Here is an 11887-nt window from a genome sequence, read left to right as displayed (position 1 = left end):
GGGGAGCGAGCCGGCCTCACGCTTCCTCCTGTTCCCCCTGTTCCCCCTGTTCCTCCTGTTCCCCCTGTTCGAGCATCTGGGCGGCCTCCGCCCGCCGCGCCCGTACGGTCTCGTCCTCTTCGTCGGCACCCTCGTAGGCCGCGAGTACGGCACGCGCGCGTGCCGCCGCCCGAGCGGGCCGGCCGAGGTCGGCCTCCAGCCGGCCCGCGGTGAGTTCGGCACCGGTACGGTCGTGCAGCCCGTCCGCGCCGAGCGTGCCGAACAGGGCGGCCGCGCGGTCCAGCTGGACCAGCGCCGCCTCGCAAGCGGCCTGGCCAGCGCCGTCTTCGGACTCCTCGGACTGCTCGGACTCCTCGGCCGCCGAGCGGGCCAGCAGGTCGGCGAACTGGCGGTGGGTGTGGGCCAGTTCGGCCGTGAGCTGCTCGCGGGACACCGGGTCGGCCGCGTCGTCCCGGGCCCGCTCGCACGCCCGCACCGCCTCCGCCATCGACTCCCGCGCGCCCTCGGCTCCGCCCTCCCCGCGCAGCGCCAGCCAGCCGCGGGCGCGCAGCGAGCGGACGAGGAAGGCCCAGTTGCCCAGCGCGCGCCACAGTTCACCCGCCCTCGCGTAGGCCTGTTCCGCCTCCGTCAGCAGACCGGCCCTGCTCAGGGACTCGGCGGCGAGGTGGGCGAGCGTGGCGTGGTCCTGCTGCTCGGGCCAGTGCCGGGCGATCTCCGCCGCCCGCAGCCGCTGTTCGGCCGCCGCCCGGTGATCATCCAGCTCGCTCAGACAGTCGCCGAGCCACCACCGCGCCTGTACGACGGCCCCGTCCCCGTGAGTCTCGGCGGACAGGTCGGCCAGTGCCGACTCCAGTACCTCGGCGGCCTCGGCGCACCGCCCCTGCCGCAACAGGAACCCGCCCAGCTGCTGCCGCGCCCAGGCGCCCAGCGTGCCGCTCTCGCCCGCCTCGTCGGCCCAGTGCGCGGCCTGCAGGGCGTGCTCGGCGGCCTCGACGACCTCACCCCGGGCGCCGACGACCTCGGCGAGCTGCAGATGCAGCTGGGCCCGCCCGACCGGCTCCACGTACGGCCCGCCGTGCTCCAGCGCGGACCGCAGCGCCCGCTCGACCCCGGCCGGGTCACCCGCCTGATGGGCCAGCGCGGCGACCTGCACCTCGTACTCCACGGCGAACCACGGCAGCCCGGCGCTCACGTACTCGTCGGCCGCCCGCCGGAACAGCTCGGCGGCCCGCCCGGCGTCTCCCCGCAGCCCGGCCAGCTCGGCGAGCATCGCCCGCGCCTCCGCGGCCCGGGCGGCCAGCCGCACGTCGTCGCCGGTCCGCCCGTCGACCAGAGCCAGCACCTCACCCACGGCCCGCTCGGCCCGCGCCGCGAATTCCCCCCGCGCCTCCACACCCCGCCCGAGCCCCGCCCCGTCCGGCACGGTGCGCTGGGCGACCGCCCCTTCCGGAGCCACTGCGTCCGTCCCGAACCGGTCCGGCTCCGCTGCCTCGGGCGCCGCTCCCTCCGCGACCGATTCGGGCTCTCCTCGCGCTTCCTCACGCGACGCCGGCCGCTCGTGTCCCTCCCGCCCGAGCCCCGACCCGTCCGGCACGGGGCGCTGGGCCGCCGTCCCTTCCGGTGTCACCGCGTCCGGGGCGGGCCCGCCCGAGGAGGCCTGTTCCTGCGTGGCTCGGTGCGGCTCCGGCGTGCGGGAGACGGTTCCCTCCGGCCCGGACCGGTCCCGCGCCGCGCCCTCCGGCACGGGCCCGCCAAGGACCGGCCCTTCCGGAGCCGCTCCGTCCGGGGCGTGCCCGCCCGGTACCGGCTCGCCCGCAACAGGCTTCTCCTGCCCGGAGCCGTCCGGCGCCGCCGCCTCGTCCGCGGGCCACATGGTCGCCGGTCCCTCGAACACAGCCCCCTCGTGCACGCCCCGCATCAGGATCCGGGCCCGGCTCATCACCACCGAGGCCGTCTGTCGTACGCCGGTGGCCTCCTCGGCGTACAAGGCGAGGGCCTCGTCGTACAAGGGTGTGACCGTCCTGAGAGCCAGGTCCACCTCGCCCGTCAGGGCGCGGACGTATGCGCCACGCGCGCGTGCCGCCAGTGCCTCGCCGGGGTCGCCGGCCTCCGCGTACAGGGCCGCCGCCCGCTCGAACAGCTCGATGCCCTCGGGGCCGCGGGCCATCGCCTCGTGGTCGGCGATCTCCGCGCGATCGCGGGGCTCCAGTTCCGCTCCCCGCGCGGCCCGCGCGACCGCCGCCCAGGCCTGAAGGGCATGCGGCCGCAGGGTCTCCGACAGCCGGCGTGCCTCGGCCAGGAGGGCTGCCAGGTCGGGTTCGCCGGGTGCCTGCGGTGACGGGGGCGCGGTCACCGGTGCCGGCGCGGGGCGCACCGTGCGCACGCCGAGCGGCAGGCGGTCCACCAGCGGCCGCTGGGCCATACGCGCGCGTGCCCGGTCTCCGACGTGCGACGTGCCGTTGCGCCGGTCGAACCGCCCGGCCAGGTCGAGTGTCTCCACGCGTGCGTGAGCGGCGAGTTCCCCCGCGGTCCAGGTCCGCCCCACCGGTCCCGGCACCCGCTGTCCGGCGAGCCCCAGCTCGGTCAGCCGGTCCATCAGCAGCGCCACCACGGCCATGAAGTCCAGCCGGCTGCGCGGATGCCCGGTGTCCGTGAAGTACGCCGGCCGTTCCGCGAGCAGCTCCAGCGCGCGTGCCTCGTTGCCGGTCAGCGCGCAGAACTCCACATGGTCGGCGTACGCGCCGCGCATCGACTCCATCGGGCGGACGAGCCTCAAGCCCCGCAGGTGGTGTGCGCGAGCCTCCTCCAGGCGGCCCAGACGCAGCAGCGGGGCCAGCGAGGAGGCCAGCACGGTGTGCGGTTCGTGCGCGCAGGCGAACTCGCCCTCCAGCACCGGCCGCCACAGCTCCAGCGCCTCCTCGTCCCGCCCGAGCTCGGCCTGCCAGAAGCCCTGTCCGTGCAGCTCGCAGGCGTGGCAGTCGGCCATCGCGTCCCGGTCCGCGGCCAGCCAGGCCGCGTACGCCCGCTCCGCGCGCGTCAGGTCCCCGACGTGCGCGGCCACGCTGAACTCGGCGCTGCGCACGGCCCGTTCGGAGTGCCCGGCGAGCCGGTAGCGGTGCTCCATCTCGCCGAGCCACTTCTCGATCGAGGCGAGCGGGATGTGCGGCTGGTCCAGCATGCCCGCGGACATCCACTTGAAGACCCAGTGCAGCGAGTGCGCCTCGTACGCGTCGAAGTCCTCGGGCCGTTCGTCCCACATGCGCAGCAGCCGCGCGAACGGGACGAACATCTTGTCCTTCTCGGAGCTGTAGTTGTAGACCTTCAGCTGGTGCCCGAGCGCCTCGATGACGGCCAGGGGGACACCGAGCCCCTCCGCCTCGGCCAGCAGCCGCTCCGCGCGCGCGTTGCGGCCCGGGCCCTCCGGCTGTTCGCCGTTCTCCGCCATCGCCCGGCGCAGCGCGTCGAAGTCCGTGATCTCACTCATCGACGGCCGTCCTCCCCATGCGTGGCCCACTCCAGCAGGCCGATGAACGCCCGGTTGAGCAGTGCCGAGTCGGCCGGCCTGAGCGGGCGCTGCGCCATCAGCAGGGCCTGCCCGTACAGCGACTCGGTGGCGGTGCCGATCAGTTCGGGGTCCTTCAGTGAACCGATGCGCCGCACCAGCGGGTTGAGATGGTTGAGCACCAGACGCGCGCGCGGCGTGCTGCCGCGCAGCGAGCCGAGGATGCCCGCCCACAGATCGTTGGCCTGCTCCTCGGCCGCCGCGCGGGCCTGCTCGTGCCGGGCGGACCGGTCGTCCAGGTGCAGCGCGGGCACCGACAGCGGGTGGAAGGCGCGCAGGACGACGTCACAGCCGAGCGGGTCCAGCTTCGCCCGCGCGGCTGCCAGGAAGCCGGACAGCGCCAGCTCCTCGCCCGGGTCGACCGCGTCCAGGTGCGCGGTCACGGTATCCGCGTCCAGCTCGGCGACCACCGTCCCCGGCCGCACCGACGCCAGCGCCTCGACCAGTTCGCTGTCGTACGTGTAGCCGCCGTTGACGACCCCGACGCCCTGCGCGGAGGCGATCGGCGCGACCTGCCGGTACTCCTCGACGGTCCGCGTGAAGTGCACCACGGGGTGCCGCTGCGCGAACTCCTCCAGGGACAGCTGTCCGTCGGTCGTCTCGAACGGCAGCCAGGGCAGCATCGTGCGCAGCATGTCGCGGTCGTGCCGGGCGAGCGACTTCACCCCCAGGTGGTGCACGGCGAGGAAGGCCGCAAGCCGCTCCGGATCACCGGCGGCGAGCCCCGTGAGCCACGAGCGGATCCTTTCCCCGAGAGCCTCCCGCACGGCGGCCAGCGTCTCGTCCTCGTACAGCGCCTCGCGCGAGGCCGTGGGCCGAAGGCTGTCGGTGTCCAGCACACAGCGCACGAAGAACGCCCAGTCGGGCAGCACCTGTTCGGCCCGCTCGGTCAGCAGCATGCCCTTCAGGTGCACCCGGTGCGTCGCCCGCTGGGCAGGGCTCACGGCCGACGGCAGCACGTACGCCACCCCGCGGATCCCGGCCAGCGGCACGTCCAGGTCGATCGAGTCCAGCGGTGTGAACCCGAACAGCTCGTGACAGTGCCGGGCCAGCGCCACCCTTCTGCCGGCGGGGCTCGGATACGAACGGTCCCAGGGCGCGGGCAGATCGGTGACCGGCTCCTCGCCCACCCGGACGTCGTACGGCAGCAGGGCACCGAAGTCCCGGGCCAGGGTCCGCACCCGCTCCGGCGACAGCCACTCGGCCGCGCCGGGCCGCGCGGTCAGGTGCACGGTCGTGCCGGGCTCGGGCCGCGCGGAGCCGGGCAGGGTCCGGACCGTGTACGACCCGTCGTCGCGCGCCGTCCACTCCACCGGCGGCGCGCCGGGCGTACGGGCGCTGCGGCTGACCACCCGGATCCGCTCGGCGACCACGAAGCAGGCGAGCAGGCCGATGCCGAACTGGCCGAGGAAGTCCGAGCGGGCCTCCCGCAGGCCCTCGGCCCGCTTGGAACTGCGCCCGATGGTGGCCAGCAGATCGTGCACGTCGGCCTCGGTGAGCCCGATACCGCTGTCCTCCACCCGCAGGCCGCCGCCGTCGGCGTACAGCCGCACCCGGGCCGGGGCGTCGGGCTCCGCACCCCGCCGTGCCGTGATGGCGTCGACGGCGTTCTGCAGCAGCTCGCGCAGATAGACCTTGGGGCTGGAGTAGAGGTGATGGGAGAGCAGGTCCACGAGACCGCGCAGGTCGACCTGGAACGTGTGAGGTGGGTGAGGCGGCTGGGATGCCTGGGATGACTGTGGGGTCTGGGAGTCCATCGTCACTGCGCCGGAGGGGGAGTGCGTGCGGCGCGGGGTCGGGCGGTCCCGGCGGGGCGGTGACCGCGAAGGATGGCCGGAGCGCGTCATCCTAGAGCCGAAACAGCCCACCTGACCAGGGGTTTCCCGATTCGTCCGAGATCCTGCGAAGAATCCCCCGGACAGCCGCCGCGGCACATCCGCAGGGCAGTGCTACGGCATTGTCAGTGCCGTGGTGTGCAATGGATCTCGTGCCCGCACTGGAAGAACCACTGAAGCAGCCACTGAAGTCGGTGCTCGGCCCCGCCACCGCGAAGGTGATGGCCGAGCACCTCGGCCTGCACACCGTCGGCGACCTCCTCCACCACTACCCGCGCAGATACGAGGAGCGCGGCCAGCTCACCCACCTCGCCGACCTCCCCATGGACGAGCACGTCACGGTCGTCGCGCAGGTCGCCGACGCCCGCCTGCACTCCTTCGCCTCCGCCAAAGCCCCCCGCGGCAAGGGCCAGCGCCTGGAGGTCACGATCACCGACGGCAGCGGCCGGCTGCAGCTGGTCTTCTTCGGCAACGGCGTCCACAAGCCCCACAAGGAGCTGCTGCCGGGCACCCGCGCGATGTTCGCCGGCAAGGTCTCCGTCTTCAACCGCCGCCTCCAACTCGCCCATCCCGCCTATGAGTTGCTACGCGGCGACAGCGAGGAATCGGTCGAGACCTGGGCCGGCGCCCTCATCCCCATCTACCCGGCCACCGCCAAACTGGAGTCCTGGAAGATCGGCAAGGCGGTCCAGACGGTGCTTCCCACCGCCCAGGAGGCCCGGGACCCGCTGCCGCCGCCCCTCCGCGAGGGCCGCGCCCTCCTCCCGCTCCCCGAGGCCCTCCTCAAGATCCACCGCCCGCACACCAAGGCCGACATCGCCGACGCCCGCGCCCGCCTGAAGTGGGACGAGGCCTTCGTCCTCCAGGTCGCCCTGGCCCGCCGCCGCTACGCCGACAGCCAACTCCCCGCCGTCCCCCGCAAACCCAAGCCCGACGGCCTCCTCACGGCCTTCGACGACCGCCTGCCCTTCACCCTCACCGACGGTCAGCAGAAGGTCTCCAAGGAGATCTTCGACGACCTGGCCACCGAGCACCCGATGCATCGCCTGCTGCAAGGAGAGGTCGGCAGCGGCAAGGCCCAGCCGCTGGACTCGCTCGTGCTCACACCCCGCGGTTTCCGGCGGATGGGTGACCTGGAGGTGGGCGACGAGGTCATCGTGCCGACAGGCGAGATCGCTTTGATCGACGGGGTCTTTCCACAAGGTGACCGGGACGTCTGGCGCATCGTGCTCTGTGACGGGAGTTCGGTGGAATGCGATGACGAACACCTCTGGATCGTCGGCACGAGTCGCGGGTGGGACTGCGGTCAGACCCCCGAAGTCCTGACCACGCGGGAAATCCGGCACGACCTGTTCGAGGCCGACGGATCGCCGAAGTGGTACATCCCAGCGGCCGCCCCGGTGGACCTCGGCGACGACACCGGGCTCCCCCTGGACCCCTATCTGTTCGGACTCCGGGTGACGTCTCAGGACACGTTCATCCCTGCCCCGTTCAAGAACACGTCGATCAAGAATCGCCTCGCCCTCCTGCAAGGGCTCATGGATTCCGGCGGCACGGTTGATCAAGACGGTACGAGCATGTCGGTGTGCTCGGCATCGCGGACATGGGCGGACGATGTTGCCTGGCTCGTCCGTTCCCTGGGTGGTCGGGCGAGTGTTCTGCCGCAGAAGGCCGCCTTCCACGTCTCCGTGGCCCTGCCCGATGGCTACCCCCCGTTCCGACTCCCCCGCAAAGCCGAACGCGTAGGCCCACGGCCGAAGGACGACACCTTCCGCCGTGGCATCCGCTCCGTGGAGCACGTGGGCCGCAAGCCGGTCCAGTGCATCAGCGTCGCCCACCCCGGTCATGCCTACGTCACCGATCACTTCACGGTGACTCACAACACGATGGTGGCCCTGCGCGCCATGCTCGCCGTGGTCGACGCGGGCGGTCAGGCGGCCATGCTCGCGCCCACCGAGGTCCTCGCCCAGCAGCACCACCGCTCGATCACCGAGATGATGGGCGAGCTGGCCGAGGGCGGCATGCTGGGCGGCGCCGAGCAGGCCACCAAGGTCGTGCTGCTCACCGGCTCCATGGGCGCCGCCGCCCGCCGCCATGCCCTGCTCGACCTGGTCACCGGCGAGGCCGGCATCGTCATCGGCACGCACGCCCTGATCGAGGACAAGGTCCAGTTCCACGACCTCGGGCTGGTCGTCGTCGACGAACAGCACCGCTTCGGCGTCGAACAGCGCGACGCCCTGCGCGGCAAGGGCAAACAGCCCCCGCACCTGCTGGTCATGACGGCCACCCCGATCCCCCGCACGGTCGCCATGACGGTCTTCGGCGACCTGGAGACCTCCGTCCTCGACCAGCTCCCCGCCGGCCGCTCCCCGATCGCCAGCCACGTCGTCCCGGCCGCCGACAAGCCCCATTTCCTCACCCGCGCCTGGGAGCGGGTTCGTGAGGAGGTGGAGAACGGCCACCAGGCGTACGTCGTCTGCCCCCGGATCGGCGACGACATCGACGAGGCGGCCGACCCCAAGAAGGCCGGCAAGAAGAAGTCGCCCGAGGACGAGGCGGAGAAGCGCCCGCCGCTCGCGGTCCTGGACGTGGCCGACCAGCTGACCAAGGGCCCCCTCCACGGCCTGAAGGTGGAGGTCCTCCACGGCCGTATGAACCCCGACGACAAGGACGCGGTGATGCGCCGCTTCGCGGCCGGCGAGACGGATGTCCTGGTCGCCACGACGGTCATCGAAGTCGGCGTGAACGTCCCCAACGCCACGGTCATGGTCATCATGGACGCCGACCGCTTCGGCGTCTCCCAGCTCCACCAGCTCCGCGGCCGCGTCGGCCGGGGCTCGGCCCCCGGCCTGTGCCTCCTGGTCACCGAGATGCCCGAGGCCAGCGCGGCCCGCCAGCGCCTCAACGCCGTCGCCGCCACCCTCGACGGCTTCGAACTCTCCCGCATCGACCTCGAACAACGCCGCGAGGGCGACGTCCTCGGCCAGGCCCAGTCCGGCGCCCGCTCCAGCCTGCGCGTCCTCGCGGTCATCGAGGACGAGGAGGTCATCGCGGAGGCGAGGCAGGAGGCGACGGCGGTGGTGGCGGCCGATCCGGAGCTGGAGCGGCTCCCGGGTCTGCGTACGGCTCTGGACGCCCTCTTGGACGAGGAGAGGGAGCAGTACTTGGAAAAGGGCTGAGGCGGAAGCGCCCCCGAAGGGGCGCGGGGAACTGAGCGACCAGCCACAATGAACGTAAAGCCGCCCACGAAGAAGGACCCCACATGACCCGCGTGATCGCCGGCCGGGCCGGCGGACGGCGCCTCTCAGTACCCCCTGGCACCGGAACCCGGCCGACATCAGACCGTGCCCGCGAAGGTCTCTTCTCCACTTGGCAGTCCCTCCTCGGCGGTCCGATCGACGGCGAACGGGTCCTTGACCTCTACGCCGGCTCAGGCGCCGTAGGCCTGGAGGCCCTGTCCCGGGGCGCGAGCCACACCCTCCTGGTCGAGGCCGACGCCCGCGCAGCCAAAACCGTCCGCGAGAACGTCAAGAACCTGGGCCTCCCCGGCGCCGAGGTCAGAACGGGCAAAGCGGAACAGATCATCAAGTCGCCGGCCCCGGCGGCACCGTACGACCTGGTCTTTCTCGACCCCCCGTACGCCGTCACGGACGACGATCTTCGCGAGATTCTGCTCACACTCCGCTCGGAACGCTGGCTCGCTGAGCAAGCGCTCGTCACCGTGGAGCGCAGCACCAGAGGCGGCGAATTCCGGTGGCCGGACGGCTTCGAGGCGATCCGGTCCCGTCGCTACGGCGAGGGAACGTTTTGGTACGGTCGCGCCGCCTCTACGTGCGAAGACGCACGATGACCGGACCGGAGAGCGAGGGATCACAAGTGCGCCGCGCCGTCTGTCCCGGGTCGTTCGACCCGATCACCAACGGACATCTCGACATCATCGCCCGCGCCTCCCGTCTGTACGACGAGGTCTATGTCGCGGTGATGATCAACAAGTCCAAGAAGGGCCTGTTCGAGATCGAGGAGCGGATCGAGCTGATCCGCGAGGTCACCGCCGACTACGCCAACGTGCGGGTCGAGGCCTTCCACGGCCTCCTCGTCGACTTCTGCAAGCAGCGCGACATCCCCGCCATCGTCAAGGGCCTGCGCGCCGTCAGCGACTTCGACTACGAGTTGCAGATGGCGCAGATGAACATCGGCCTCACCGGCGTCGAAACGCTGTTCGTGCCCACCAACCCCACCTACAGCTTCCTCTCCTCCTCGCTGGTCAAGGAGGTCGCGGCCTGGGGCGGCGACGTCTCCCACCTGGTGCCCGCCCCGGTGCTCGAGGCCCTGAACAAGCGCCTGCGCAAGGTCTGATGGGACCGATGGGACTACAGTCGTCCCGTCCGTCTCCATCCCGGCTGTAGAGAGTGGCGAGCACAGGTGGACGTGCAGAAGAAGCTCGACGAGATCGTCTCCGCGGTCTCAGGCGCCCGATCCATGCCCATGTCGGCGTCCTGCGTGGTCAACCGCGCCGAGCTGCTCGCGATGCTGGAAGAGGTGCGCCAGGCCCTGCCCGGCTCCCTCGCGCAGGCGCAGGAGCTGATCGGCGGCCGTGAGCAGATGGTCGAGCAGGCCCGCATCGAGGCCGAGCGGATCATCGAGAACGCGCACGCCGAGCGCGGCTCGCTGATCTCGGACACCGAGATCGCCCGCCGCTCCCAGGCCGAGGCGGACCGGATCGTCGACGAGGCCCGCAAGGAGGCCGAGGAGATCCGCGCCGACGCCGACGACTACGTCGACTCCAAGCTCGCCAACTTCGAGGTCGTCCTCACCAAGACCCTCGGCTCGGTCGGCCGCGGCCGCGAGAAGCTGCTCGGCACCGGCCCCGGCCTGGACGAGAACGGCTACGAGGACGAGGACGCCCCCGAGCGCAGCCACGACCCGGAGACCCTGCGCCACAACGCCGACCAGTACGTCGACGCCAAGCTGGGCGCCTTCGAGGCGGTCCTCGCCAAGACCCTGGAGGCCGTCGGCCGTGGCCGGCAGAAGCTGCACGGCCGGATCGCCACGGACGACCTCGGCGCCCTCGCCGCGGACACCACGACCTTCCAGCACTCCAGCGACGCCGACTACCTCGCCGATCTCGCCGCCCTCGCCGAGCAGGACGCCCCCGCCGAGCGCCCCGCCCAGCCGGCCCAGCAGCAGCCGCAGCAGCCGTCGTACGAGCCGCAGCCGGCGTACGCGTACGACCAGCAGCAGGATCCCTACGGTGGTTTCCCCCAGCAGCCGGCCTACGCCCAGCAGGACCCCTACGGCTACCAGCAGGCCGACCCCTACGCCTATCAGGGCGGCTACGACCCCCAGCAGGCCGCCTACGACCCGCAGCAGGCCCAGCAGGCCCACCAGCCCCACCAGCACCAGCCGCAGCAGGGCTACGCCCTCGACGAGACCAGCCTCTTCGACACCGGCATGATCAGCGCGGAGCAGCTGAGGGCGTACGAACAGGGCCGGGGACTGTAGCGGGCCCGGGAGTACCGCGCGCCGACCACCGGATTGGGCTGTGAGCGAAAGGTCCAGTATCCTGGCTCTTCGGTCGCGTGTACGTCCGCGATCACCGCTGCCCGCACTACCCGACGGGCGGCGGCCCTCCGAGTTCGAAGATCGAAAGCAGGAATGGCTTCCAACGCCCGCCTCGACCACCGCAACCCCCTCGTGTTCGACACGCACGAGCTGGGTCGGCGTCCTGGCGCGCTCCAGCGCCTGACCCGCACGATCGACGCTCCCGTGGATCTCGGCATCCAGGGGGTCATCGGAGTGCCGGAAGGCGCACCGGTGGAGCTCGAACTCCGGCTCGAGTCGGTCATGGAAGGGGTGCTCGTCACAGGCACCGCCCGTGCACAGGCCGAGGGGGAGTGCGTAAGGTGTCTGGAGCCGGTCGAGCTGGAGCTCGAAGCGGACTTCCAGGAACTGTTCTCGTACCCTGACGCCGATGACCGGGGCCGCGTGATCGCGGAACCGGGCGACGACGCCGAGGACGACGAGGACAGGTTCTTCATCGAGGACGGAATGTTCGACCTCGAACCTCTGCTGCGCGATGCGGTGGTGCTCGCACTGCCGATGCAGCCGGTGTGCCAGGAAGACTGCCCGGGCCTGTGCTCCGAGTGCGGAGCGCGGCTCGCGGACGACCCGGACCACCACCACGACGCCGTCGACATCCGTTGGGCGGCTTTGCAGGGACTCGCCGGTTCACTCGAAGACGGCGAGAAGGACGAGATGAGCGGCGACGCGACTCGATCAGCGCGCGTCGACGAGAAGCAGGAGAAGTAGCCGTGGCTGTTCCGAAGCGGAAGATGTCGCGCAGCAACACGCGCCACCGCCGGTCGCAGTGGAAGGCTGCGGTCCCCACCCTGGTTGCGTGCGAGCGCTGCCACGAGCCCAAGCAGCAGCACATCGCGTGCCCGTCTTGCGGCACCTACAACAAGCGCCAGGTCCTCGAAGTCTGAGCGGG

Annotated in this window: 8 protein-coding genes; 6 read left to right on the top strand and 2 right to left on the bottom strand. The window is 71.9% G+C overall.

What is annotated here, in order from left to right; all coding sequences use genetic code 11:
- Positions 1–16: 16 nt before the first annotated feature.
- Positions 17–3484 carry a tetratricopeptide repeat protein gene (locus tag ACWC0C_RS21365; protein WP_450865253.1) on the bottom strand — a complete coding sequence of 1156 codons (3468 nt, stop codon included), beginning with the start codon at positions 3482–3484 and terminating at the stop codon, positions 17–19.
- A complete protein-coding gene (locus tag ACWC0C_RS21360; protein WP_450865252.1) occupies positions 3481–5319 on the bottom strand; it encodes an HSP90 family protein in 1839 nt (612 codons plus the stop codon). Before ACWC0C_RS21360 ends, ACWC0C_RS21365 begins: the two co-directional genes overlap by 4 nt.
- A 221-nt stretch (positions 5320–5540) precedes the next feature.
- Between ACWC0C_RS21360 and ACWC0C_RS21355 the strand changes: the two genes are divergently transcribed.
- The 6 genes from ACWC0C_RS21355 to rpmF all read left to right on the top strand — a co-directional run bounded on the left by ACWC0C_RS21355 (position 5541) and on the right by rpmF (position 11882).
- On the top strand, positions 5541–8576 hold the full coding sequence (locus ACWC0C_RS21355) for a helicase-related protein (RefSeq protein WP_450865251.1): 3036 nt from the start codon (positions 5541–5543) through the stop codon (positions 8574–8576).
- A gap of 83 nt (positions 8577–8659) precedes the next feature.
- On the top strand, positions 8660–9247 hold the full coding sequence (gene rsmD, locus ACWC0C_RS21350; RefSeq protein ID WP_449201419.1) for a 16S rRNA (guanine(966)-N(2))-methyltransferase RsmD: 588 nt from the start codon (positions 8660–8662) through the stop codon (positions 9245–9247).
- 26 nt (positions 9248–9273) lie between these two features.
- Entirely contained in the window at positions 9274–9753 is a 480-nt protein-coding gene (gene coaD, locus ACWC0C_RS21345) for a pantetheine-phosphate adenylyltransferase (RefSeq protein ID WP_055704332.1), read from the top strand.
- A gap of 66 nt (positions 9754–9819) precedes the next feature.
- Positions 9820–10899, top strand: a complete 1080-nt coding sequence (locus tag ACWC0C_RS21340; RefSeq protein ID WP_450865250.1) for an ATP synthase F0 subunit B — start codon at positions 9820–9822, stop codon at positions 10897–10899.
- 153 nt (positions 10900–11052) lie between these two features.
- Positions 11053–11706 (top strand): YceD family protein, encoded by a 654-nt coding sequence (locus ACWC0C_RS21335; RefSeq protein ID WP_450865249.1) that lies wholly within the window; start codon positions 11053–11055, stop codon positions 11704–11706.
- Between the two features lie 2 nt (positions 11707–11708).
- Positions 11709–11882, top strand: a complete 174-nt coding sequence (gene rpmF, locus ACWC0C_RS21330; RefSeq protein WP_003951102.1) for a 50S ribosomal protein L32 — start codon at positions 11709–11711, stop codon at positions 11880–11882.
- Positions 11883–11887: the final 5 nt, after the last annotated feature.

The organism is Streptomyces sp. NPDC001709, assembly GCF_053596375.1.
Note: the sequence above shows the minus strand (reverse complement) of the source record. Positions and strands in the feature narration are given on the sequence as shown.